20 protein-coding genes are annotated in these 26,311 nt (G+C 57.7%); 14 read left to right on the forward strand and 6 right to left on the reverse strand.

The annotated features are described in order from the left end of the window. Positions 1-1,427 precede the first annotated feature (1,427 nt). The gene (locus AAIH70_RS26225) at positions 1,428-2,462 is read right to left on the reverse strand and encodes an integrase (RefSeq protein WP_430036608.1); all 1,035 of its coding nucleotides are present in this window, start codon (positions 2,460-2,462) and stop codon (positions 1,428-1,430) included. Continuing rightward, positions 2,462-3,379, reverse strand: a complete 918-nt coding sequence (locus AAIH70_RS26230; protein WP_430036611.1) for a hypothetical protein — start codon at positions 3,377-3,379, stop codon at positions 2,462-2,464. The genes AAIH70_RS26225 and AAIH70_RS26230 overlap by 1 nt, the downstream gene beginning before the upstream one ends. A 304-nt stretch (positions 3,380-3,683) precedes the next feature. On the opposite strand from AAIH70_RS26230, the gene tssI reads away from it, so the two are divergent. From tssI to AAIH70_RS26260, 6 genes are all read left to right on the forward strand, one after another. Then, the gene (gene tssI, locus AAIH70_RS26235; RefSeq protein WP_430036614.1) at positions 3,684-6,092 is read left to right on the forward strand and encodes a type VI secretion system tip protein TssI/VgrG; all 2,409 of its coding nucleotides are present in this window, start codon (positions 3,684-3,686) and stop codon (positions 6,090-6,092) included. A 9-nt stretch (positions 6,093-6,101) separates the two neighbouring features. After that, entirely contained in the window at positions 6,102-7,262 is a 1,161-nt protein-coding gene (locus tag AAIH70_RS26240) for a DUF2169 family type VI secretion system accessory protein (protein WP_430036617.1), read from the forward strand. Next, entirely contained in the window at positions 7,259-7,663 is a 405-nt protein-coding gene (locus tag AAIH70_RS26245; protein ID WP_132281882.1) for a PAAR-like domain-containing protein, read from the forward strand. The genes AAIH70_RS26240 and AAIH70_RS26245 overlap by 4 nt, the downstream gene beginning before the upstream one ends. After that, on the forward strand, positions 7,663-12,255 hold the full coding sequence (locus tag AAIH70_RS26250; protein WP_430036621.1) for an RHS repeat-associated core domain-containing protein: 4,593 nt from the start codon (positions 7,663-7,665) through the stop codon (positions 12,253-12,255). Before AAIH70_RS26245 ends, AAIH70_RS26250 begins: the two co-directional genes overlap by 1 nt. Before the next feature lie 8 nt (positions 12,256-12,263). Then, a complete protein-coding gene (locus AAIH70_RS26255) occupies positions 12,264-12,710 on the forward strand; it encodes a hypothetical protein (protein ID WP_132281878.1) in 447 nt (148 codons plus the stop codon). Positions 12,711-12,804: 94 nt separating this feature from the next. Next, complete coding sequence (locus AAIH70_RS26260) at positions 12,805-13,884, forward strand: IS630-like element IS870 family transposase (RefSeq protein ID WP_430036624.1); 1,080 nt, start codon at positions 12,805-12,807, stop codon at positions 13,882-13,884. 187 nt (positions 13,885-14,071) lie between these two features. Here the strand turns inward: AAIH70_RS26260 and AAIH70_RS26265 are convergent. After that, positions 14,072-14,850 (reverse strand): IS5 family transposase gene (locus AAIH70_RS26265; RefSeq protein ID WP_430036671.1). Its coding sequence is split into 2 segments (ribosomal slippage): positions 14,072-14,515 and positions 14,518-14,850, totalling 777 coding nucleotides; the frame shifts between segments, so codons are not numbered across the junction. A 479-nt stretch (positions 14,851-15,329) separates the two neighbouring features. Here AAIH70_RS26265 and AAIH70_RS26270 point away from each other — a divergent pair. Continuing rightward, positions 15,330-15,899, forward strand: a complete 570-nt coding sequence (locus tag AAIH70_RS26270; protein WP_430036627.1) for a HipA domain-containing protein — start codon at positions 15,330-15,332, stop codon at positions 15,897-15,899. Positions 15,900-15,999: 100 nt separating this feature from the next. Here AAIH70_RS26270 and repC read toward each other — a convergent pair whose 3' ends face one another. From repC to repA, 3 genes are all read right to left on the reverse strand, one after another. Then, a complete protein-coding gene (gene repC / locus AAIH70_RS26275) occupies positions 16,000-17,214 on the reverse strand; it encodes a plasmid replication protein RepC (RefSeq protein WP_430036630.1) in 1,215 nt (404 codons plus the stop codon). A gap of 155 nt (positions 17,215-17,369) precedes the next feature. Then, a complete protein-coding gene (gene repB, locus AAIH70_RS26280; protein ID WP_430036632.1) occupies positions 17,370-18,389 on the reverse strand; it encodes a plasmid partitioning protein RepB in 1,020 nt (339 codons plus the stop codon). Continuing rightward, on the reverse strand, positions 18,386-19,597 hold the full coding sequence (gene repA, locus AAIH70_RS26285) for a plasmid partitioning protein RepA (RefSeq protein WP_132280449.1): 1,212 nt from the start codon (positions 19,595-19,597) through the stop codon (positions 18,386-18,388). The genes repB and repA overlap by 4 nt, the downstream gene beginning before the upstream one ends. 452 nt (positions 19,598-20,049) lie before the next feature. Between repA and trbB the strand changes: the two genes are divergently transcribed. Genes trbB through trbL form a run of 7 tightly spaced genes read left to right on the forward strand, consistent with a single transcriptional unit; the run spans position 20,050 to position 26,309 of the window. Next, positions 20,050-21,015: a P-type conjugative transfer ATPase TrbB gene (gene trbB, locus AAIH70_RS26290; protein WP_430036674.1), complete on the forward strand. Its 966-nt coding sequence runs from the start codon at positions 20,050-20,052 to the stop codon at positions 21,013-21,015. Beyond that, on the forward strand, positions 21,005-21,397 hold the full coding sequence (locus AAIH70_RS26295; RefSeq protein ID WP_132280446.1) for a TrbC/VirB2 family protein: 393 nt from the start codon (positions 21,005-21,007) through the stop codon (positions 21,395-21,397). The genes trbB and AAIH70_RS26295 overlap by 11 nt, the downstream gene beginning before the upstream one ends. Then, complete coding sequence (locus AAIH70_RS26300; RefSeq protein WP_430036636.1) at positions 21,390-21,689, forward strand: conjugal transfer protein TrbD; 300 nt, start codon at positions 21,390-21,392, stop codon at positions 21,687-21,689. Before AAIH70_RS26295 ends, AAIH70_RS26300 begins: the two co-directional genes overlap by 8 nt. A gap of 10 nt (positions 21,690-21,699) precedes the next feature. Beyond that, complete coding sequence (locus AAIH70_RS26305; protein WP_430036639.1) at positions 21,700-24,135, forward strand: conjugal transfer protein TrbE; 2,436 nt, start codon at positions 21,700-21,702, stop codon at positions 24,133-24,135. After that, positions 24,128-24,937 (forward strand): P-type conjugative transfer protein TrbJ, encoded by an 810-nt coding sequence (gene trbJ / locus AAIH70_RS26310; RefSeq protein ID WP_132280437.1) that lies wholly within the window; start codon positions 24,128-24,130, stop codon positions 24,935-24,937. Before AAIH70_RS26305 ends, trbJ begins: the two co-directional genes overlap by 8 nt. Then, the gene (gene trbK, locus AAIH70_RS26315; RefSeq protein WP_132280434.1) at positions 24,934-25,137 is read left to right on the forward strand and encodes an entry exclusion protein TrbK; all 204 of its coding nucleotides are present in this window, start codon (positions 24,934-24,936) and stop codon (positions 25,135-25,137) included. Before trbJ ends, trbK begins: the two co-directional genes overlap by 4 nt. Continuing rightward, positions 25,134-26,309: a P-type conjugative transfer protein TrbL gene (trbL, locus tag AAIH70_RS26320; RefSeq protein ID WP_430036643.1), complete on the forward strand. Its 1,176-nt coding sequence runs from the start codon at positions 25,134-25,136 to the stop codon at positions 26,307-26,309. The genes trbK and trbL overlap by 4 nt, the downstream gene beginning before the upstream one ends. Positions 26,310-26,311: the final 2 nt, after the last annotated feature.

Raw genomic sequence — 26,311 nt, forward strand, 5'->3', positions numbered from 1 at the left:
ACAGAATACTCTGCGCTCCTCGCATCATCGAAATTGAGACCTAAGAGCTCGATGATGGCAGATCCCGTCTTCAATGTCCGAAAGCGACGCATCCTCTGTCCCAATTTGCTGCCACACACCCCTGACAATAAGGCATGATCCCGATCTCTTTTTCTGTCCACCTGTGAGGTAACTGTCTTGACCGGCCTTCATCTGAGCGGTTTCGGGCTAATCAAACTGATTTACCTTGTTCGCAGGGGAACTATTCCTTGACCCCTTCGACAACCGAGGGCGTTAAGATATCGAAGAAGTGCTTCTATTGTCCCAATCTTCAGACGATCAGATGTTCGGGTACACCGGACTCCTCCCGGTTGGCGAAACACCTAACCGGCGCCTGACGAAGTGGATTGACGCATCTAAGCATCAACATAGTAATTGTTAAAGCGACGGATCGTCACAGGATTTCATCCGCGCTTGCGACGTTAATCACCAGAATCCAGCATGATTGGGGTCCGGAAGCCCGCCAGTGCCGCCGTGCTCTGGGGGCAGGAGATGTGTCCAGATCGGCAAAGGTTCGTGTTGCCATCGCGCCAAAGTCCTTATCAACGCCTGCACAACCCCCACAAATACCGCTCCAGGCAATCATACGTGAAGATCTACTCCCGTGGCGAGCCAGCAACATAGCACTGGTTGAAGCACGAGAGGCATCTTGAAGACCGACTGCGCCGGCGGTGAACCATGGCCAACCATTCCTGTCTCCAAAATCATAACCGGGCAATCGCTACATATCCTACGCCCCTATACGGGCACCGACGTAGCGCCTTGAGGCCAGAAGGGTGCCCCAGTGATATCGACAATGCTCCTGATCACTTCTTTGGAAGCGATCGTACCTGTGCGTGACGAAGCTGCCAGATGGCTCAATGGTCAGGAAAGAGAGACCCGACTTAAGCCAATCCGGAGATCTTCGCGTAACAAGCCAATTTTCGTGATTGGAGACGAAAATCGATTTGACCCACCCGTATATCATGACAGCTAGGCCTTGCCCCATCTAGTAGGCTGTAGTTTTCGCAATGTCCGCGTCATTCGCGCGTACCTCCTGGCTTCAGGCATCTCGTTAGGAATGATGACAAATACCGCCAACCGTGAATTTCGAAAGCTGGCCCCACATCCGGTGCTATTTCGGGCCGATCAAAGACCGCACTTTTCACCTTTGAAAGGAAAAAAAGCGTGTTTTCAAGGCCTTGTTGGCGTGGTCAGCTGACCACCAATGAAACGCGATATTGCGCGCGACTAACGAGATCTAACGTTGCAGCAGGCAAAGAGCGCACCGCCACCAGAGCGCAATCTCTTTAAAAAAACATTTTAAAACCCGTAGCTTAGAACGGTGGTCAGCTGACCACATCGAGTCGCTTCGGATTTTGACCGCGCACGAACAAGATGTGGACCTTTCATGGAATGATATGAAGGTATGCCGCGGTCAGCGGTCCCGATGAGATATTTCGACCGCCGGCCAGCTTTGCGCGCTGCTTGACGATGTCGTTGACGGATTGCGGATCGATCGTGCGTTTGGACACATTGCCCCAGCGGTCAATGGCGCGGAATATGCTGCCCGTGTCGATGCGGGCCACTTCGAGCCAGGTATTGAGTTCCTCGACGGGCCGGCCGGTAAGATAGACAACCTCATCGTGGTCGGCACCGGATGTCTTGGTGCGGCCGAGATGGATGGCAAGCGAGGGCAGGGTGGTGCCATCCTCGGCGGTGATTGGTGGCTCATTGGTGAGCTGTTCTTTTCGCAGCCCGGCGATCTCGCTGCGGCGGCGGCCACCGGAAGCAAAGGCCACCATCAGGATCGCCCGGTCGCGGATGTCCCTCAAACTATCGGTGCCACAGGTCGCAAGCAGCCTGGCCAGAACGTCACCTGTAACAGCCTTGGCACTCTTGCGTTTACGTGGTCGCGGCGTGGCGCGCACGGCAAGTCGTATTGCCGACTTGAGGGCAGGGGAGGCAAAGGCACCGGTGAGGCCCCGCCATCTGGTCAGCGTCGACCACGAGGCAAGCCGTCGGCGCACCGTGTCGGGTGCGTGAGGACCGAAGGATTTCAGGAAGCGTTGGGCACGGAGGTTTTGCTCGACAGAAACCGGCATGCCGTGATCGGGATCGGTGTTGCGTTTGTTGGGATCCCACAGGTGATGGGCGACAAATTTTAAGAGCAACGCCTCCGGCGCCGGCCAGGGCAGGGACGCGCCTGTTGCTGCCAATGACCATGCCTGCAGATAGGCAAGATCGGAGGTGAGAGCACGCAGCGTATTGTCACCCGTGCCTTCATTGACCAGATGCCGGAGTGTTTCGACATCCTGATCCGTCAGCAGCTCGGCAAGTTCGTCACGTCGATCGATCGGCAGAACGGCGGCGATCGTATCGAGCTCGGCCGCGCGACGATCGACGGAGGGGAGGGATGCAGACGGTTTTCGTTTCTGCGACATCAGCCAATCAACTCCACCGGCACCCAGACGGTGACGTTGAAGCCGATCGCAGGATCAAAGCTTTCCGGCGTCAGCAGTGCGTTGCCATGTCCCTTCGCGAACCAGCGGGCAACGTCGGCATTGTAGATCTCTTCGACGACTTCGCGAACCCTTCCGGCAGCGGCCAGCGCTCCGCCATGCATCATCTTTGCCGTATTGACGTGTGCCAGTTTCCGTTTTGCCGGAGAGCCGCCATCGGAGACCGCCACCGCCAGTCGTGCAGGTCCATAACTTTTGACACGCACTTTGAGCCGGGGAGGGCGGTAGGCATCAAAGCGGGCATTGACCGCGGCGATGCGGGCAACGACCTCCTCCTCGCTGATTTGCACCTGCGGCACCACATCGGCAATCACATCGAGTTGGTGGTCAAAGTTCTGGCGTGTGATCTCTTCGGCATGATGGGCGTAGGCCAGATGTTTGACCGGCAGCGCCTTCAACCAGCGCATGCGCTGCGCGATCGCCATTGACTTGGCGGCTTCCTCGCCCAGCCGGCCAATGGAAAAACTCTCTCGCTTCTGGCCTTCATTGGTCATCAGCGTCACCTGCCAGACATCGCCCTCTTCAGCCTCGACCCGGCGCACACCGGAGATGCCGCTCTTGTTGTTCTTGCGGATCTTCACCGCCTGTTCGAGATTGGTTGGCGGGGGCAGGGCGGTGATGATGGCGTCTCGATAGGCGCGAGCCTGGGCATAGGCGGCATCGGATGATCCGTAGATGCTATCCTTGAACAGCCTGACGATTTTCTTGCTGCGGCGACGCAGTGCTACCGTCCAGCCACCGCCACGTCGTTCGTTTGGTTCCTCACGGGTCAGCGCATAGGTGTCGGCATCGTTTGCAGGTGGTGCGATCGTTTGCCTGTCGTCTTTTTTCCTGGCCAAGTGTTCGTCCGCCTGCCTGCCTTGCCAAATCCTACGCACGCTCAAAACCGATCCTGGATCGATCAAGCACAACGCCAAAGATGCCGGTCTCATCGGTTTTTGCAACAGGGCAGGACCGCTTTCTGCAACTGGTGGGTCCCGTAAAATCCCCCTATCTGCGAAACCTTGCCCATTCAGGGTTGACCTCGCAGATCATGGCTCTAGTTTTCGCCGCGATTAAGACGTGCATTTTTTTGGCATCACAGGATACAGCCTTTCGCTTCCCGTGGTGCTTTTCTTGGTTTTCAGATTGCCGGAGCCACTTATGGACAATGCATCTTCTGCCGCCGATTTCATCCAGGCGAGCCGTATCCTGAAAATCAATTCTCCGCTTGGCGAAGACCAGCTTCTGCCCGAGCGCGTGACGATAGAGGAAGGCATTTCCTCACTGTTCGAGATCCGCTTGGTGGCGCGCACCAAGAAAGCCCAGATCAAACCGGAAGAACTGATCGGTCGGCTGCTCGATGTCTCGGTTGAGGTGCAGCAGGGCGACGGTGAAGAAGGCTCTGCTATCCGCCGCCCGTTCAACGGTCTCGTCACTCAGCTCAACGAAGGCCCGCCGATCACCCGCGGCCTGCGCTCCTATGCCATGGTTCTGCGCCCGCAGATGTGGTTGCTCACCCGCCGTTCCGATTGCCGTATCTGGATGGACAAGACGGCGGTTGAGATTGCCGAGATCCTTTTTTCCGAACACGGCATTCCGGCACCGGACACATCGGGCGTGATTACATCGCCAGCCAAACAGCATTACTCCGTTCAATGGAACGAGACAGATTTCGCTTATTTATCAAGGCGTTTCGAGGAAGATGGCCTATTCTACTGGTTCAGCCACGAGGATGGCAAGCACAAGCTGCATGTCGCCGACACCGCCAATGGCTGGCTTGGACCGTCACCATCGGCACAGGGGGAGGGCAGGGTGCGTTTGGCCCAAGGTTCTTCCGATCGCAACCATATTAACGAATGGGCACGACAGTTTTCTTACGTTCCGGGACAACGTGCCGGTGCAGACTGGAATTTTGAAACACCCCGCATGGTGCCCGGCACGATGACGCCGTCACTGGTGCAGATGCCGGACGCCACCAAACGCGAGTTATACGAATACCCGGCCCGTATCTCCTCTGTCGCGGAAGCCGAACGTGCGCAGAAATTGCGGTCGCAGGCGTCTGAAGCCGATCATGATCGGGTCTATGGCGCCTCGACATCGCGCATCATCGAAACCGGCCGTCGCTTCACGCCCTACGAAGTCGCGCATCCTGATCATGCCTACGACGAGCACGTGGTCATCAAGTCTGTTCAGACAGTGGTCGATCGTTCCTACGAAACCAACAGCAACGAACCGGAATATCGCAACGAGTTCGAGGCGGTTCCCTCACGCGTGCCGATGACGCCGCACCGGGAAACCAAACGCCCGCGTATCGAGGGTACGCAGGTGGCGATTGTTGCGGGTCCCGAGGGCGAGGAAATCCACCCGGACCAGTATGGTCGTATCAAGGTGTGGTTCCCATGGGACCGCAAGGCAAAGAAGGATGGATCGGATACCTGCTGGGTGCGCGTGGCGCAAAGCTGGGGTGGCGGCACCTGGGGTGCACAAGTGATACCTCGCATCGGCATGGAAGTCATGATTGCCTATGTCGATGGCGACCCGGACCGACCGCTGGTAACAGGTGTTGTGCCCAATCCGAGCAATTCCGTGCCTTACGATCTGCCGGCCAACAAGACCCGCATGGTCATGCGATCCAATACCCACAAAGGTCAAGGATACAACGAACTCGCCTTTGAGGACGAGAATGGGCAGGAAAACATGTTCCTGCACGCTCAGAAGGATCAGACGACAAAGGTTCTCAACAACCAGACCAGCCGTGTCGACGCCAATGCGCTGCATTCGATCGGTGCCAATCAGTCACTTGAAGTCGGCTCCAACATGAGCCAGCAGGTCGGCGGCGGCCTGAACATGGTTGTTGGCGGCGTCGGAAACACCGTAAACACTATCGCAGGCGGCTTGCTCGCTGGCCTGTCAGGCACCAGCGCCAGCATGTTGCAACATGCAATGTCGCTTGCCTCTGCCCACGCGGCTGACAGTCCGTCGTCTGAAGACAAGAACCTTGCTGCCGCTCAGGCTGCCGGTGGTGAAAGCGCTTCCGGTGCCGGAGGCGGAGCAGACAATCCGCTATCACAGGTAGGCGGATATATGGGTCTGATGGCGTCAGGTGTGCTCGGCGCTATGTCATCATCGATGGATAGCGTGCGCTCAGGCATCAACAACGCTGTCGCCAATGAGCTGCGGACGGATGCTGGCGATGCGATGCGATCCGCTGGCGCCGGTCTTGGCTCGCAGGTCGCCTCGATGATCGGGCAAGGCGTGTTCAACACGCTCGTCAGCCGCATGCAAAATACCAGCGTCGGCATGGCACAGACCGAGCAGGTCGGTGTTGCGAAGGTGGTGACTGTTGGACAGGTGTATAACCAGACCGTTGGCCACACCAAGAATATCTCGATTGGCAAGGAACTCTATGTCGCGGTTGGCGGTGGTGAGGATGCCGACGGAAATGTTCAGCCGCCGAAATCGATGCTTATCATGAAAGATGACGGAACGATTATTCTGAAAGGCGTCAAGATTTTCATCGATGCCGACAGCCATGTTCAGATCACGACCCCCATGCTTGATCATAACTAGGAGGCGTGCGTGCCGGAGATTGTCAATCACACGCCCTATCCCAATTTTAGATATTACAGCAGCGACACGGAGGGGGCCGATTTCGGCGTCGTCATCGTAAAATGCACGTATGAGGTGGGGCCGTCAGGCAGGTTGCTCAAGGCCGAGGAACAGGCGCCCATTATCTTCACGGACATGTGCCATGGAGAGGTCAATCGCACATCTCTTTGGCACCCTTCCGATCTAGTGCCGCTCAAGCCTGCGACCGATGTGTTCGTTAATGCCGTGGCGCGCGCTCCTGGCCGAAAGCCTCAGCCGTCATGGACTTGTGGTATGCGCATCGAGGATCATGAGGGTGTGCGCCTAGAGAAGACCCTTCGCGTGACAGGTCCGCGAGAATGGCGGCCGCTCTGGAAACGTAGACTATCCGACGGCGAGAAACAGGACTGGCGGCGCCATCGGCGATATTTTGACCGTTGGGAGCTGTCCGAACCGGCACCGATCACGGAGCTTCCCGTACATTACGAATACGCTTTCGGCGGAGAAATTCCGCAAGGGCAGGGCGAGGATGGGATCGCCATATTCGACACCGATCACCGCAATCCTCTCGGCCGCGGCAAAATCGATGTTGAGTGGACAAACCACCTGGCAGCCGTACCGGCGCCGCAGATCGAACTGGCCTCGGATCCGGTGTCGGATCCCCACGCAAAGATGATCCCGCAAAGCTTCGGGCCGATCCCTCCCGCCTGGCTACCACGCCGGCCACTGGGCGGGACCTATGACCAGAACTGGAAAGACAATGTCTGGCCGGCTTGGCCAAAAGATTATGATTTTGCCTATCACAATTCGGCGCATCCAGACCTTATCGTCGATCCTTATCTGACGGGCAAGGAGACCATCCGGCTCACGGGCTTTTCCGCCAGTTCGGACAGTTTCCTCCTGCACCTTCCCGGAGAGAGTTTATTCGTCGATTTCGTCGACACCGATCAGCGTCTTGTTCGGCACGACATGGTGCTCGACACTCTCAACCTCGACATTTCCGCAGGTTCTGTCCGGGACTGGCGCGTCTTTATGTCGTGGCGAGCCCGTTTTCAGCCGGGACTGTATGAGAGTGCCGTCATTCAGCATGTGCTTCCAAATAATTCAGCCGAAACTGTCCGCGAGTCACTCAAGCAGAGGAAGGTTTCATGACCGAAGGAATGATTTCCGGACGGAAATGCGCGTCCAACACGATCGTGGCCAAGGGCCCGGATGTCTGCCGGACGCCGGTCGGATCGTCTGTTGTGGATGTCGGGTATTCTTCCGTCGCATTTTGCGACACCGCGACACGATACTCCACCTCTGTGCGCAATAACGGCAAATTCGATCTCCAGCTCAACTTCCGCACATCGTGTTCCACCGGCAATGAGCCAGGAACGCTCCGGGGCGTCATGGAGCAGGGGCACATGGGGCCTGCCCATGTCGATATGGCGTCATCCTTCGTTTATTCGGAAGGCTGGGCGACCGTAAGCCATCGCGACCCGTCGTGGATAAACCGGCCGGATCCGGGGCCGGTTGAACCCATCAAATCCGTTGATCGGATCAAAATCTGATGAGCGACAACCTACTCGATCCGAATCCCATTTCCGGTGGCGGCGGAAAATTCGAGCCAACGGGCGAAACCAGTCAGGATTTGCCAGGCTTTACCCCTGTTCCAGGCGGGACGCCGGCCGGCAGACCATTCACCATGTCGCAATTCCGTCCGCAGACTGACGAAAAATCCCTCCTGCATACCTACAACACGATCGTCAAAGGTAACGTCAACGCGGAGTTCAACTCCGGGGCAACCGCCGTCTCCGATCCTTATTCATGCCCGGTTTCTGAATTCGAAGATCAGCTGGTTCGCGAGGCGGAGACCCGGCAGAATGCGATGATCGCCGGAATAAAAGAGAACCTCAACGAGTCTAGCTGGTTCGGAACTAGATGGTGGCACGAATACGAGCTTAGCAATGAGCAGAAAGTGCCGTTGTCCGAGTATGTCCACAGCGGCGGTTTTCCTTTGGGAGGCAGCACTTACAAGAACGCCTATTTGATGCGGGAGATAGAAGACCGCTATAGGCTGATGAGTTTCGCAAAGGAGAATAACGATCCTGCAGCTTTTCGAAAGCACTGCGAGGAAAAGAACAAGATAAACGCCAATACGCCCATCACCGAAACCTTGGTGATGGAAAATACCAACCGCATGCTCGCAGCTGCGGCCACAGGCGGACGTGGCGGTATGAAAATGGGCGGCAGCAGAGCGCCCCGCATGGCTGCGACATCCGGCCGGGGCGCCATGCGGCCTTCAAGGCGCATCGAATTCGTCAAAAAGCCGGCACAGCCTGCGCCCGCGACGACACCGGCAACCAAGCCGACTCAAAACACATCGCCACCGACGACCGCAGGCGAACCCGTATCGGTGGCAACGGGCGAATACCTGGAAACTTGGCGGGACTTCCTGATCCCGGGCACCTTTCCATTCGACGGTTCCCGCTACATGGGATTAAAGCTGGGCCTGCCGACGCGTTACAAAAGCCCGCTCGGTCCTTGTCAGATTTCGATGTTTGACGAGATTTTCTCGAATCCCGAACACGGGAAACTCATTTATCATAATGATACTGGTAAGCGCATTTGGTTTGATCGGCCATTCAATTTCCTTCCCTCGATCAATGCGGGCATACCGCATCTCGACCTGAGAGCGCCGTGGCTAAAGCAGCTGCGGTTGAAGGATCGGTCGATTATCAAGCATTTCCGGCAGTATGAAGACGGCGTCTACCGGCTGGAAAGTATTGAAGACCTGAATGGTTTTAAGCTGACGCTCTCCCGCACCGAAGACGGACGTTTGATGCGTGCGGACGGGCCGGACGGATTAAGCCTCACCTTCGACAATGATGATGCCGGTCGCCGCATCCTCATCACCCTTATCGGCACGGACGGATCTACGAAGGATCTTGCCAGATATTCTTATGATGCTTCAGGTCGGATGACCGAAGCAACTTGCGGATTCGGCATGTCGGTGTGTTATCGCTGGCTGGATGGCAGCAATCTGCTGCACTCCTGGCACAATCTGACCCGCGCCTCCGAGACCATTTTCACCTATGACGAGACCGGCCGTGTCGTTCATACGAAAACCAACGGCATCTGGAATGGCGACCGTTTTGCCTATGGGGAGGGCGAGACCCTCTATCTGCCGGGCGGCCGCAACGAACACGGCCAGTTTTTCCGCTATGACGAACACCAGAACGTTACCGCCGAGGTCGACCCGCTCGGCGGCACGGTTGCGCATGACTACAATCGCGCCGGCTTTCGCACCGCGACCACCGATCCGAATGGTAACGTTACCCGCACCCGCTATGACACGCTTGGCAATGTCAAGGAGCTGACTGACCCTGAGGGGCGCTCGACTGTTTATGGCTGGGGTGACGACGGCGAACTGATGCTGGTCATCGACGGCGCCGGCAATCGCCGCCGCTACAAGCACGACGACAAGGCCAATGTCATCTCCGAAAGCGATGGCGAGGGCAATGTTACCACGCTGACGCGAGACACAAGCGGGAGGGTTACCGAGACCCGCTTTGCGAACGGCGCCACCGAGTACCAAACCTGGGACGAGCACAACCGGCTTGAAAGCGTTACCGACGCCAAGGGCAATGTCACACGCTTTGCCTATGACGCCTTCGGCCGCCAGATCGAGGTCATCGCGCCGAACGGGGCGACGACGCGGAAAGCTTATTGCGCAAGCGCGGGCGGTTTCGAAACGGTGTCCGCGATCACCCGGCCGGATGGGGTCACGGTCAGCCGCTCCTTTGACGGGGCCGGCGAGCTTGCTAGCGTGCGCGATGGCGAAGGCCGCACCTGGTCCTACCGCTATGGTGCCTTTGCTGTCTTGCAGGCGATTATCGACCCCAAGGGCGGCGAACTGAAGATCGGTACCGATATCGAGGGCCGCGTCACAAGCGTCACCAATGCGCTCGGCCGAGTCTACCTGTTCGACCGGGATCTCGCCGGTCGCGTGATCGCCGAGGAGGATTTTGATGGCCGCGTCACCCGCTACAGGCGCGATCCGGCCGGGCAGGTGATCGAGGCGCAGAAGTCGGATGGTGCGCGGCTCGTCTATGACTACGACAAGTCCGGTCTGCTCCGTCGCATCGAGAGCTTCTCGGCAAAGGGCGCGCCGCAGGATATCACACGTTTCTGGTATGACGGCCGCGGCCTGCTGGTGCGAGCGGAAAACGGGGCCGCACTCGTCTCCTTCGAGCGTGATCGTAACGGCCGGATCACCGGCGAGACGCTGAACGGCCGCCGCGTCAAGTCCACACTAGACGTCATGGGCAACCGGATCGCCCGTGAGATCAAGGGCGTCGGTCATGGCCTGGTCGGCTATATCCGCGACCCGCTCGGCGCCATCGAGCAACTTGTTGCCGGCGACACCGAGTTTTCCTTCAGGCGCGATCTCTTCGGCCAAGAGATCGAGCGGCAGATGGGCGACTTCCATCTGCTGCAGCGGTTCGATCCGGCTGGACAACTCGTCGCCCAGGCGGCAGGTCCGGCGCGTGCCGGCAGTCTCGATGTCTCGCGCCTCGGCTGGAACGTGCCGGGCGGTGGCGGCGAGCGATCGGCCAAGGCCAAACCCGGTCAGATCCGCCGCGTCTATGATTACGACCGCGCCTTTGCGCCGCTCAGCGTCGACCATAGTATCTGGGGCAAGCGAAGCTTTGCCTATGACGACAATGCTCAGATGACCGAGGCGGGTTCGGCCAGCGGCTCGGAACGCTTCGACTACGATCCCGCCCGCAATCTGGTCGGTGCCTCTTCTTCGCGCGGAGATCCGGACGGGGGGAGCGGCTATGGCCAGGCCTTCGACGACACCTTTGGCGCCGTGCCGCCTGCGCCGCGGCCCTTCTCCTTCCAGTCGACGCCGGGCGGCATCTTGCAGATTGCTCGCGGACCGAAGGGGGAGAAGCTTCGCCTCACCCATGACGATTGTGGCCGACTCATCGAGCGCCGCCTCGATCGCGACGGCTTTCGGCCGCAGACCTGGCGCTATCGGTGGGATGCGCATGACCGGATGGTGGGCGTCGAAACGCCTGAGGGAGAGGAATGGCTCTTCCATTACGATCCCTTTGGACGACGGGTTTCCAAGGTTCGCCGGTTCAGTTCGGCAGAACGCTACCGCGCCGCTTTTCGCTGGCCTTCTCTCGTTGGTGAGGATGGTATTCCCACAGTTGCTCGACCGCCGTCAGACGATACGGGGGCATTGGACAATCCTCCCGTCGTCGGCACCAGCTATCTCTGGGACGGCGACCACATGGTGGCCGAGGCGCCACTGAGGCTCGACGGTCATGCGGCTTGGGACGAGGCCACCCAATGGCATTTCGAAGAGGGCACGCACCGGCTTCTTGCCAAACAGTTGCCAACCGGCGAGATGCTGTCGATCGTCTGCGACCATCTCGGGACGCCGAAGGAGATGTTCGACGCCAAGGGCACGCTCGTCTGGGCGGGGGATCACCATGTCTGGGGTGCTGTCCGTGCCGTGCGAACGTTTGGCGCGCTGGCACTGCGGCGCGGGCCGGAAACGGCTCCAGCCGAATACGACTGCCCCTGGCGGTTTCCGGGGCAGTATGAGGATGCCGAAACCGGGCTATACTACAACCGCCATCGGCATTACGACCCACTGGCCGGGCAGTATGCAAGTCCGGACCCGATCGGACTGGCGGGCGGGGATCGGCCGCAGGGGTATGTGGACGATCCGGGCGCCTGGACAGATCCGCTTGGGCTCAAAGCACGTCCAAAATACGATCGTCCCGAGCCGACCGCATCAAAGAACTGGAATACCGCTCGAGGGCAATATTGGAGAGACGTGGGAGCGATTGAAGCGGCTAATCCCTCCGGTAAGTACTCCCCAGCCAACATCGATCGGATGAAGAAGGGACGTGCGCCGATGATAAACATTACGGTTAAGTCGTCACGAACCGGACAAACAGTTACCAGGGACGTGCCTATTGAGCTACATCACAATTCATTGACGCAACGTGGTGGAGCTCGCCGTGCCAATGAAGGGTGGAACCTAATCCAATCGACGCCTTGGGGGCATGCTGCCATGGACCAATATAGACACACGGGCTATGACCTAGTGAAAATTAACCGCGGAACCAACAGTTGGTAGGATGAGTCATGTCTAGAGCCGAAGAACTGAGAGCGAAATTTCGAGCAAAAGGTGCCGCAATCAAAGCCGAGATGGAAAGCCCATACGGGCAGTTTCGATCCAAGCTCTCAATGTCGCTTGATGACTATTGCGCAACCCTCGAAGATCAATTGGCGCAGCAGCTATTTGACCGCTATAGTCATGATCAACCAAAAGATTTCGACAAATGGATATCGGATACCGTAATCCCACTATTCAAGTCTCAGAACGCTCTTCCAGTGTGGAGGTTTGAGCCCGACTGGCTATGCGAGAACGGCCATCCATTGACTTTCATTGGCCAGTTTGAGGGCCAAGACGAGACATTTTATGCATTCCAAGGTTTCAGAGATACGCGGGACGGCAAAATTAGATATACGAAACTCGCGGCTCAAGGTGACAGCTACCGGAATAACATGGAGGGCGAGATTGTAGGGTAGGATATCGAGTAATAATTTTCCGCTAGTGGTTTGATCGAGACAAAAGAGTCCGATTTGGGATTCCAATTCTTGCATGAATATGCGACGATCCTGCATGCGCACAGGTGTCACATTTGAGGTTTCCGCTGCCGACCGGGTTCGGCTGAACGCAATCGTTTCCGCAGGCAGCTCGCCGCAAAAGCATGTGTGGCGGGCGAAGATCATCTTGATGACCGACGAGGGTCTGGGAACGGTCGCGGTCATGGAAGCGACGGCTAAGTCGAAGACTTGCGTCTGGCGTTGGCAGGAGCGCTTCATGACGGAAGGCGTAGACGGCCTTTTGCGCGACAAGAGCCGGCCGCCCGGCACTGCGCCGCTTGAGGTTGACCTTGTCGACCGGGTTGTTGCTCTGACGCAGGAACCGCCCACGCAGGAAGCCACACACTGGACGGTTCGTGCGATGGCAAAGGCTGTGGGGATTGCGGCATCCTCAGTCGTCAAGATCTGGCATGAGCATGGCCTCGCACCCCATCGGTGGCGCAGCTTCAAGCTATCGAACGACAAGGCTTTCGCCGAGAAGCTTCACGACGTTGTCGGGCTATACGTGTCCCCGCCGGCCCATGCCATAGTCCTGTCCGTCGATGAAAAGAGCCAGATCCAGGCACTCGACCCGACGCAGCCGGGTCTTCCGATGAAGAAGGGGCGTGCCGGCACGACGACCCATGATTACAAGCGCCACGGCACCACCACACTTTTCGCTGCCCTGAATGTTCTCGACGGCTCCGTCATCGGCCGCAACATGCAGCGCCACCGGCATCAGGAGTTCATCCGCTTCCTCAACACGATTGAGGCCCAGTTGCCGAAGAATAAGGCGGTTCACGTCATCCTGGACAACTACGCCACACACAAACAGCCCAAAGTCCGGGCCTGGTTGGCGCGGCACCCGCGCTGGACCTTCCACTTCGTTCCGACATCATGTTCCTGGTTGAATGCCGTCGAGGGTTTCTTCGCAAATCTCACCCGTCGTCGGCTGAAGAACGGTGTCTTTCATTCCGTCGTTGACCTTCAGGCGGCCATCAACCGCTTTATCAAAGAGCACAACGAAGAGCCGAAGCCGTTCATCTGGAAAGCAGACCCTGATGACATCATCGCAGCCGTCAGACGTGGGCACCAAGTGTTGGAATCAATCGACTAGGTTCCCAGCCTTTAGATCAAGCAGATCGTCGCCAAGAAACGAGGTATTGTAGCAACGAGGTATTATAGCGGCGTTATCGCTTGATTGATCTTATTCGGCCGGCTTGGCACGCAGAAATCAAATCAATATTCGCCACATGACTTCATTCCGTAGCCATCGATAAGCATTACTTATCGACAGTCCTACCTTAGGACGCGGACTGATTAGCTGAGGCGATCCAAATCTTGGTTGCCGCGAGCTTGAGGGCGGCGAGGTAATTATCGGCGCGCCGGGCGTATCGCGTCGCAAGGCCGCGCATCTGTTTGATACGGTTGAAGAACCGCTCCACGAGATTGCGCTGACGATAAACCCAACGGCTGAAGCTGAATGTCTGCTTTCGATTTGTTTTGGCGGGGATATTCGCCCAGCATTTGCGTTGCTTGGCAAAGTTACGAATTGCATCGGTGTCATATGCTTTGTCGGCAAGGATCGTTGCTCCGGGCTGAACGTCGCTCAGCAGCGTCTCAGCCATGGCGGCATCGGCCGCCTGACCTGCGGTTAATTCCAGGCGGACCGGCAAGCCATCAGCATCGACAAGTGCATGGATCTTTGTCGTCAGGCCGCCGCGCGAACGTCCCATGCAAGGATCGGCAGATCCCCCTTTTTTGCGTTGGCACCATGCTGGTGAACGCGAACACAGGAACTGTCGATCATCACGATGTCTCCATCGTAACGCTTCGAAACGGCGTCCAGAAGACGATGCCAGACGCGCGCCTTGCGCCAGCGGGAGAACCGATTGTAAAGCGTCGTGCGCGGGCCATAGCGCTCCGGCACATCGCGCCAAGACGAACCATTCCTGAAACGCCACAGGATGCCGTTGATTACTCGTCGGTCGTCAACACGTTCAACTCCACGGCTATTGGTCGGCAGAATTGGTGCGATGACGTCCCATTCTTTGTCGCTCAATTCGTGACGGCGCATGGCAATCTCCTTTCACGGAGAGTGAAACACACGCCGTCAATAAGATGACCCCGTTTATGGGGGCTAGTGAGCCGCTAACGAAATTTGCAACCGATAGGATTGCGCATCGCACCTCCCAAAAAGCAGCGATTGGGTCTTCAACAAACATCGTTATATTGGCATTAAACCCATCAATAAGAGATAAGTGCGAATATTATGGCATTTAATATCTCGTCGCCAGCAGAGGTCATGACCGATCGCGCCCTACGCGCCAAACGGCGGCGAATCGATTCCGACCTGACCCAGCGCGGACTCGCGACTAGCTGGCATATCGTACAGTTCTCTCCGCGTTTTCGAGGACACTGGCAAGGCATCGCTTGAAACCGTCGTAAGGATTGCCTTCGTGCTAGATGCTGAGACAGAGTTCGCAAAACTGTTTCCGCCCAGGGCAACACGAACGATCGACGATGTCATCGATCATCGTCAATTTCGATTACGGCCAGAACATGCAGCCGGCATTCGAGCGCTGGATCCTCAAATCGCGCAGCAGCGAAGATCGGGCCGATATCGGCGCCGAGGAACAGGCCTACGTGCTGATGGCCCGTGCCGCGGGCATCGACATGGCCGAAACGCGGTTGTTTACCACGCGGAAGGGCAACAGGTTGTTCGCCACCAAACGGTTTGACCGCACCCCGGCAGGCAGGCTGCACATGCACACCGCAAGCGGCCTGCTCGATGCGAGCCATCGGGAGTCATCCGTCACTTACGAGATGCTGCACAAACTCACATGGTTGATGACCCGTGACAGCACGGAAGTGCTGAAAATGTTCCGGCGCATGGACTTCAATGTTTTATCCCGCAACCGCGACGACCACGCCAAGAACCATGCTTTTTTGATGAGCGCGGACGGCCAATGGCGACTGTCGCCAGCCTACGACCTAACCTATTCCTCGGGTCCAGGAGGTGAACACAGCGCAGACCTCGCGGGTGAGGGACGGGCGCCCGATACCTCCCATATGCTGCAGGTCGCAAAGGCAGCTCAGGCGATGGTCGATGAAAAGTGCGGGCAACGGTGAACTGCTGGCCATACTTTGCCGAGGAAGCAGGATTACCGGCAATTCGAATGAAGGAATTGAACAGTATCCTCACTCGCGGCTGAAAAATGGAACAATTCCTTCAGCCTGTCTTGCCAAGACCATGTCCGTTGGCCCGCAACTGCGCCATCACCATCGGCCCCAGCGAAAATTCGCCCTGCCTTGATCGACGGGTCAAATCACGGAGATAACCGCCTGGCGAATTGATCATGTTGGTTCGTTCCAGCATGCAGGCCACGGCAATCGCCGCATTTTCCGGCCCCATCGCCTCGCAGGCATCCTCATATGCCGACGGACTGATACCCAAGGCCGACCGAACGAGCACGCCGGCCGACATCAGATCGCGCCAGTTCTCGATGTTTCCCCCGGTCGCGTAATCGATAACCTGCGGGCAGGCTTTCAGCACGACCGATAGCGGAAAGGCCTTCGGCGGCTCACTCTTTGCCTGCTTCTTCTTGCTCGACTTCGCTCCCTGCTCTTTTTCGGAGCTAGGTTCAAATTCATTAGGAGATTCGGATTTTGAATTCTGTATGTGACGCTCAATATGGGCATCATTGCTGCTCATATTTTGAGAACTCTCTTGGATTTCCAGCCGGTTGACGATCTCGTCGCGCAACAGCGACATTTCATCCAGCAATCCTTCGATCTGGGCACGCGTTGGCGATCGCGGAATCCGAGACACGACGCTAACGTATATGTCTTCAATCGTCTGCCAATCTCCCGCGGCACCCTCTTCCATGGCGGCCGAGATCAACTTACGAACATCACGCCGGCAGATGGTCAGGCATTCCTTGCTCTTACGGAACGCCGCCCGTTCAGCAACCACCTTCTGTGCCATGATGGCGAGTTCACCAGCACGGGTCAGAAGCGGGGAGAGATCAAAGCCATAGGCAGATTCGATGGCCCCCTCTCCATCTTTTCGAGCGTAACGCTTTCCATTGGCGCTATCTTTGCGGAAGATGAGCCCCGCATTGACCAGAAGGGCGAGATGCCGGCGAAGTGTTGCTCCAGCGATTCCGTGCGCTCGCAGCGTCAGCTGTGCATTTGAGGGAAAGACAATCATCTGCGCGTCATGGCAGAACTCATTTTCCGGGTAAAAGCTCAAAAGCGCGTCCAGAACGGCTAGGCTGCGATCCTGCAGACCAAGCTCGATACGGGCCTCGCAAGCGTCGCGAAACACCCGCCATTTTTCAACAGTCCTGCCTTGCTCCACCGTGCTTACGGCAACTTGGCGTTTGACAAGCGCAAGCGTCACCGGCCGCCGCCCAAAAGGCGTCGTCACATTCCCCATGGTCATTTCTTTTCACCTTTCAGAAGGCAAAAGAAATCCGCTCACCAAAACGGTGCCAAGACTCTTGACGAGGATTCGAGGAAATGCGATTCTGTGTTTGCGAGACTACAGAATGAGGTTCCACGACGGCGACGTTGTTGGGGCCTTTTTCTTTTCCCGGCTTACTCTCCGTTTTTATGTTGTTTCTTCGCCTGATGCTCCTGGTAGAGCGCGGGCAATTTTTCAAGCACGAAGGCCGCAAAATCTGGCGTAGCTTTCCTGTCTATCGAAATTTCAAGCTTTGTTTTGCTTTGCGCCACTTGCGCCAGCCGGTCACCGGCAGGCGTGGCAAGGATCTGCGGCAGCTTGTTGGGGCCATGCTGGGGCTTCAGGCCATTCAGCACCGCTTTGAACCTGTCGACGGACGCGAGTCCTTGAACCTCATCCGAACGCGCCAGGGATATTACTCTCGCTGGCGATCCGGCTTTTTCGACAAGCCCTCCAAGCTGTTGCCAGCTCGGCCGCCCAATTCCTGGTGCTGGACCAATGGCATCGATGAATTCAGCGGGTAGAGCTTCTACGAGGAGGATCATCTTCGACAGATTGCTCTTGTCGATGGAGAGCGCTGCAATCACCACGTCACGTGAGAATTGCTTGTTCAGCTGGTACGCGAAGCGAGCTTTCTCAATGAAGGTCAGGTCTTCACGTTCATTGTTTTCCTGTCCCTGCGCCACGACGAGTTGCTCGTCCGTCAGGTCACGCACGATGGCCCGAACAGGCAGCCCGAGTTCGGATACCGCACGGAGACGACGATGACCGAACGCCACCTGGTATTGACCCGGTTTTTCGGGATGAGGTCGAACGAGGATCGGTACCTGCTGGCCCTGGTCGCGGATAGATGCCACCAGCCCTTCAACGTCGCCCGGCATGCGATCCTGAACGAATGACGGCTCAATGCGTGCCGCGTCGAGGTCGACGACGGTTTGGCCTTGAGCAAGACGACGCTCAATCTCTTCGGCGCGTTCAAATTTGGCTTTGCTCTCCGCAAACGCGTTTCCAACCTGGCTTGTCAGACGGGTCGCAGCATTGGTTTCACCCGGCGGCAAGGCCGTGCCGAGCATCGGGCGTACTTTCGCTCTTGCTGGCCGCTCCGTAAGTGGCTCTGACGTAACGGCGCCCTTAAGAAGGTCTTTGCGGCTCATGTTCTGCCCCAAGCTTTCTTGATCAGGCTTTCAATCTCGTCATTGACGTTGTTCATAGACTCGAGAGCTCGATCGTACGTCGATCTGGTGAACTGGCTTCGCTCAACTTCATACAGTGTCTGGTTGGTCAATCCCGCATCGGAGACTGCTGTCGTTTTCAGCATCGGGTAATTCAAAACGTTCTCACCAAAGATCGAACGGAGGTATCCGACCATCTGGTTTTGCGGCCCATCACCAGGCTCATAGCGTGTGATAAGGTATCGCATCCAGTTGTAATCGAAACGCCCACCTGCTTCAGCGATCTCACCCAGCAGATCGGACGTCATGGCAAGAAACTGATTCATCGACATGACGTCGAGCATCTGGGGATGAACTGTGACAAGAACGGATGTCGCTGCCGTCAATGCGGCCATCGTCAGGTAACCGAGCTGCGGCGGGCAATCTATTACGACGACGTCATACGCATGTGCAACCTGCTCTAAGGTCTCACTGATGCGATTGAAAAACATCGTGTCGCCGGCCTTGCGTTTCATCAAGGCGCGCGGCGTTTCGTGCTCAAACTCCATCAATTCAAGATTGCCCGGGATCAGGTGAAGATCCGGGATATAGGTCGCCGTTATGATCTCGCCCATCGCCCGGGCACCGTCATACTTGATTGCTCCATAAAGCGTTTCGTCGGCGCCGACATCGGTTTCAGGCTGGACACCAAAAAGACTCGAAAGGCTTGCCTGAGGGTCGAGATCGATCGCGAGAACGCGATAACCGCGTAAGGCCAGATGCTGTGACAGGTGCGCTGCCGAGGTCGTCTTGCCCGATCCGCCTTTGAAGTTCATCACCGAGATGACCTGGAGCTGCTCACCCTCCCGCCGGTGCGGCAGGTATCGGCGGTTCCCCCGTCCTGTCTTGTCGAGATGATTGCGAATCTTGTGCATATCGAGCACTGAATAGGTGCGACGGCCGGCCGGCCCGGTGTTCACATCAAGCTCGTCGGAAAGGTCATTGGCGATGTTTCGCAGATGAACCTCTTTCACGCCGACAAGTTTCGACGCCTCTGCCGGCTGGAAATAGCGTATTGATTTTTCGGCAATCGGCGCGAATACACTATCGTGGTGAGACTGGAGCTGAGAAGCAAGCGAACGCGAATGCCGAGTGATCAGGCCGAGCAGGTCCTCATCATTCACCGGAGGGTTTGTCGCAGTTTTTCCCATTTCCGACCTAATCATCCATATTGTCGCTCTGGAGCATTTTTTTAGCTTTGCTCCGATGCTTGCAGTTAGAACCGATTCTGACCGGCAAGCAAGGCATTTAAGGTTAACGAAAGGTTAACTGGACCAATGCCTGACCGTGAATTCAACACCAAATGCCCACATCCAGCGCGATACAGCGCCATTTTCGTCTAGTTTGCTCGACTGAAAAAAAGAGTCGAAAACCTAACGAACTGTTTCACCATCGAGACATCTCGGCAAATCACCCTCATCAGCACCGCCTTCCAGTCTGAGTGATTCGCCTCGCCATCCCGGCAACACAGGAGAACTGTCGCCGACGATCCAGAGAAGCTGCCGAATTTTGGCACGAGTTTCGAGATGCAACTTTGCATCTCGACAAGCTCTCGGCGAGACAGTCTGTCTTGGGGCACTTCAAAACGAGGAGACAGCGCCTCATGCTCCAATCCCACTCTCGCCTGGTCCGCAAACTTCAGGACGCTCTCGGCGAACGCCTTTGTACCGCACTAGATGATCCGACTGTTGTCGAAATCATGCTCAATCCCGACGGCAAGCTTTTCATCGAAAGCCTCGAGCATGGGGTGGCGCCAGCAGGCGAGATGCCGGCGTCATCGGCCGAACTGGTCATAGGCTCCGTCGCCCATGCATTACAGTCAGAGGCAGACAGAGACCGACCGATCGTCTCCGGCGAATTGCCGATCGGAGGTCACCGGTTCGAGGGGCTCCTTCCACCGATCGTCAACGCTCCCTCGTTCACGATCCGGCGGCGAGCGTCACGTATCGTGCCGCTGAGCGATTACGTCGTCACCCAGGCGATGACCGCAGCGCAGGCATCCATCATTCGCGGCGCCATCGACAGCCGGTTCAACATCGTCATCTCCGGCGGCACGGGCTCAGGAAAAACCACGCTCGCGAACGCAGTTATTGCCGAGATCGTGTCGTCTTCGCCTGATGACCGCATGGTGGTCCTCGAAGACACCGCCGAGCTCCAATGTGCCGCGCAAAATGCCGTCAGTCTTCACACGAGCGACAGCATCGATATGGCCCGGCTTCTCAAAAGCACGATGCGACTACGTCCGGACCGTATCATCGTCGGCGAAGTTCGTGACGGCGCGGCACTGACGCTTCTTAAGGCCTGGAATACCGGTCATCCGGGCGGCGTGACGACGATTCATTCCAATACAGCGATATCGGCTCTCAGGCGGTTGGAGCAACTCACCGCAGAGGCAAGCCAGCAATCTATGCAGGCCGTGATCGGAGACGCTGTCGATCTGGTCATTGCGATCGAACGCGCCGGGAAAGGCCGGCGAGTACGGGAAGTCCTGCATATCGAGGGGTTCGACGGGTCGCGATACCAGACGAAACACTATCCGCAGATCGAGGAAGACAGCCATGCTGCATAATCATTCGCGCCAACTCGGAATATGGATCGCAGCGATAGCAGCGTCTATCGCAGCGCCTGCCTTTGCCGGCTCAGGCGGCAGCCTGCCTTGGGAAGGCCCTCTCGAGCAGATCCAGGAATCGATTACCGGGCCAGTGGCCGGCTATATCGCTCTTGCCGCAGTCGCCATCGCCGGCGGCATGTTGATATTTGGCGGCGAGCTCAATGATTTTGCGAGAAGGCTCGTTTATGTCGTGCTCGTCGCAGGAATCCTGCTGGGGGCAACCACGATCGTCGGTCTGTTTGGTTCGACAGGTGCCTCGATCGGCATCGAGACGCCAGCCGACCACGCGACAATCTCCAGGGCATCGATAATCTCGATAGGGGAGGGTATCGATGTCTGACGTCGGCAGCGCCCTTCATCGCAACCGGATTCACCGTGCTCTTTCGCGCCCGAACCTCTTGATGGGTGCCGATCGGGAGCTTGTATTGCTGAGCGGACTTGCGGCGGTCATTCTGATCTTCGTCGTGCTCACCATCTATTCGGCGATCATCGGTGCCGCGATCTGGATCGTACTCCTCGGCGCTCTACGGATGATGGCGAAATCCGATCCGATGATGCGTCAAATCTACATGCGCCACCTGCGCTATCGATCCCACTACAGTCCGACATCGTCGCCATTGCGACGGTCCTGAGGAGGTGATGATGGTTGCGCTGCGCTCATTGCGTTCGACGGGCCCATCCTTTGCCGACTTGGTCCCTTATGCCGGACTTGTCGACAACGGCATCATTCTGCTCAAGGACGGGAGCCTGATGGCCGGCTGGTATTTTGCAGGTCCTGACCTGGAGAGTGCCACCGATCTTGAGCGCAATGAGCTTTCGCGCCAGATTAACGCGATCATGTCGCGTCTCGGATCGGGCTGGATGATCCAGGTAGAGACCTTGCGTTTTCCGACAGTCGATTATCCGCCCGCCGATAGAAGCCATTTCCCCGATCCCGTCACGCGAATGATCGATGACGAGCGCCGTCGGCACTTTGAACGCGAAAGCGGCCATTTCGAAAGCCGGCATGCGCTGATCCTGACGCACCGTCCAGTAGAGCGACGGCGCTCCGGCCTGGCCCGCTACATCTATTCCGACGCGGAAAGCCGATCGGTGAGCTATGCTGATGGTGCATTGGAGACGTTTCGCCGCTCGATCCGCGAGATCGAGCAATATCTGGGAAATACGATCTCGATCCAGCGCATGCTCACCCGCGAGGTACCGGAGCGCGGCGGCTTCAGGACTGCACGATACGACGAGCTTTTCCAGTTCATCCGCTTCGCGATCACCGGCGAAAGCCATCCTGTGCGACTTCCCGATATTCCGTTTTACCTGGACTGGCTGGCCACGGCGGAACTCGAACACGGACTGACACCGCGCGTCGAAAACCGATACCTCGGCATTGTCGCCATCGACGGATTACCTGCAGAAAGCTGGCCGGGCATCCTCAACAGCCTTGACCGCATGCCTTTGACCTACCGATGGTCATCCCGCTTCATTTTTCTCGATGCGGAAGAGGCCAAACAACGGCTGGAACGCACGCGCAGGAAATGGCAGCAGAAGGTGCGGCCATTCTTCGATCAGTTGTTCCAGACACAGTCCCGGTCCATCGACCAGGACGCCATGTCCATGGTGGCTGAGACCGAGGATGCCATAGCGCAGGCATCGTCACAACTCGTGGCCTACGGCTATTACACCCCGGTTATCGTCCTGTTCGATGAGAATCGCGAAGCCCTGCAGGACAAGGCAGAAGCCGTTCGCCGCCTTGTGCAGTCGGAAGGGTTTGGCGCGCGGATCGAGACGCTGAATGCGACCGACGCCTTCCTCGGCAGCCTTGCGGGAAACTGGTACAGCAATATCAGGGAACCGTTGATCAACACGCGCAATCTCGCGGACCTCATACCTCTCAATTCGGTCTGGTCGGGAAATCCCTTGGCTCCTTGCCCTTTTTATCCAGCCGAGGCACCGCCTCTCATGCAGGTGGCCTCCGGCTCGACGCCTTTCCGTTTCAACCTGCATGTCGAAGATGTCGGACACACGCTGATATTCGGCCCATCCGGCTCCGGAAAATCCACCTTGCTCGGGCTGATCGCTGCCCAGTTTTGCCGCTACGAGAATGCCCAGGCCTTCGTTTTCGACAAGGGCAATTCCATGCTCCCCCTGACACTGGCAGTCGGAGGCGATCATTATGAAATCGGAGGTGGAGAAGGGCTGAAGGGCGATCTCGCCTTTTGCCCCCTTCAGGACCTGTCGAAAGACGTGGACAAGGCATGGACCTGTGAATGGATCGAAACACTTGTGGCCGCGCAGGGTGTCACGGTCACACCCGACCATCGCAATGCGATCTCGCGCCAGATTGCTCTCATGGCATCGGCCAGCGGTCGTTCGCTTTCGGATTTCGTCAGCGGCGTTCAGATGCGCGAGCTCAAGGACGCACTGCATCACTATACCGTCGACGGGCCTATGGGCCTGCTGCTCGACGCCGAGGAAGATGGTCTGACGCTTGGCCGCTTCCAATGTTTCGAGGTCGAGCAGTTGATGAATATGGGCGAACGCAATCTCGTGCCCGTGCTGACCTATCTTTTCCATCGGATCGAGAAGCGCCTCGATGGCCGGCCGAGCCTCATCATCCTTGACGAGGCGTGGCTCATGCTCGGTCACCCCGTGTTTCGCGCCAAGATCAGGGAATGGCTGAAGGTGCTGCGCAAGGCCAATTGCGCGGTTGTGCTGGCGACGCAATCGATTTCGGATGCTGAGCGCTCCGGTATCATCGACGTACTGAAGGAAACCTGCCCGACAAAAATCTGCCTCCCGAATGGTGCTGCCCGCGAACCCGGCACCCGCGAATTTTATGAGCGGATTGGTTTCAACGAACGTCAGATCGAGATCGTCGCGAATGCCATTCCGAAGCGCGAATATTACGTCACATCGCCTGACGGGCGCCGGCTGTTCGACATGTCACTCGGCCCCGTCACGCTTTCCTTCGTCGGCGCTACCGGCAAGGCCGACCTGGCCCGCATCCGGGCGCTGCACGCCGATCATGGACAGTCCTGGCCGCAACAATGGCTTCTGGAAAGAGGGATAAACGACCATGCATGACCAAACTCAAGGCCGATCGGCAGGACGTTCGCTTTTCGCTGTCTCCATCTCGCTGATGCTCGCAACCTCGCCCACCGCGTCATTCGCTGGAGCTGCGGCCGGCGGCGCCACGGAATGGACGCAACTTCTCAACAATGGCGAGCTGATCTCGCTGGTCGGTCAATCCGGCGAGCAGATCACCAACCAGATTACCCAGATCACCCAGCTTGCCGAGCAAATCCAGAACCAGCTCAACATCTACAAGAACATGCTGCAGAACACGGCGCAGCTTCCCAAACACATATGGGGGCAGATCGAAGGTGATCTTGGCCAGTTGCGCGATATCGTCGCCGAGGGGCAGGGCATCGCATTTTCGATGGGCAATGCCGACGATCTTTTGAAGCAGCGCTTCAAGAGTTTCGCCGATCTCAAGACCAGTCTGCCGAATGCCGAAAGTTTTTCGACGACCTATCAGACATGGTCGGAAACCAATCGCGACACCATCGCCGGAACGCTCAAAGCGGCAAGTCTGACAGCTGATCAGTTTGACAGCGAAGAAGAGACGATGAGTGAGCTGCGATCAATGTCGCAGACCGCCGATGGCCAGATGAAGGCGTTGCAGGTCGGACACCAGATCGCCACGCAACAGGTCGGCCAGATGCAGAAACTGCGCGGCCTGGTGTCCCAGCAGATGACACTGATGGGCACGTGGCTGCAGAGCGAACAGACCGACAAGGATCTGGCTCAGGCTCGCCGTGAAAAATTCTTCAATGCCGAAGTCCGGGACATTCCGGAAGGCCAGAAGATGGAGCCACGCTGGTGAATAAGACGCTTTTGCTCTCGATCCTGGCCTGCGCCATCTCTGTCGCGGCATTGTCAGTCAGCCTCACGGTCCGGCGTGACGCGCCGGATCCCCCGAACATGAGCGAGGAGCAACGGAAGGCAAGGAAGAAATTCTTCGGCACGGGCAAGACTTTACCGCCGATCCCGAAGGGCCAGGAGATGCGGCCGAGATGGCAATGATCAAGATTTGGAAAGTCACACAGTTTGCCGGGCCGCTGCTGCTCCTGCTGGCCGCCCCGGCCTTGGCCCAGCAGGGTGATGTCCTGACGGAGCTGCAGAACCAGGTTTCGGCGGCCGCCCAAGGCTGGGAGAACACGATCATGGATGCGGCGCGGTCGCTGTTCTGGATCCTTGCCGGTATCGAGGTCGGCATTGCCGCCGTGTGGCTCGCAACCCAGGCCGCCTCCCTCGACAGCTGGTTTGCCGAGCTTGTCCGCCGCATCATGTTCATCGGCTTTTTTGCCTTCGTGTTGACGCAGGGGTCAAGTTTTGCGCGTGCGGTCGTCGACAGTCTTTTCCAGATCGGATCAGGCGGGGGTTCGGCCTCGCCGGCGGAAGTGTTCGATGCCGGCATCCGTGTCGCATCGCAGATGTCGGAGCAGGCGAAGTTCGGCGTGTTCGAGGACAATGCTCTCGGGATCGCAGCCGTTCTTGCCATGGGTATCGTGGTCGTCTGCTTTTCGCTCGTCGCGGCCATCTTTGTGTCCGTCATGGTCGAAATGTATGTAGGCCTGCTCGCCGGCATGATCATGCTCGGACTTGGCGGATCGTCGTTCACCAAGGACTTCGCGATCCGCTATCTCGTTTATGCCTTTGGTGTCGGCATGAAGCTGATGGCACTGGTGATGATTGCCAGGATCGGATCCGAAGTGCTGTTGGGCATGGCCCGGGCACCGACCGCGGAAAGCGACCAGTTCATTACCACCCTTGCCATAGCCGGCGTATCGGTCGTCGTTTTCATTATCTCGATGTATGTGCCGACCATATTGCAGGGCGTGGTTCAGGGCGCTTCCGTTACGGGCGGAATGGAAACCATCCGCCATGGTGGACAGGCAGCGTCATTTGCTGCGGGTGGTGCGTTTCTGGCCGCCGGCGCCGCCGGTGCCGGGTTTGCCGCTGCACAGTCGGCGAGAGCCGGTGGATCATCTGTTGCCGGTGCCGCACTGCGTGGCATGGGCGCGAGCTTTACGTCAGGGGCCGCAGCAACGGGCTCGGCGGCCAAGGAAAAGGCGATCGGCGCACCGGGTGCATATGCCGGGTCGCTGCTCGGGCTTGCAAACGCCAAGCTCGACCAGGCTCGGGGCAACCCCGCGTCAAAACCGGTCTCACCCGAACGATCGGATAAACCATAACC

Source organism: Neorhizobium sp. BT27B (assembly GCF_050455485.1).
GTDB lineage: Bacteria > Pseudomonadota > Alphaproteobacteria > Rhizobiales > Rhizobiaceae > Neorhizobium.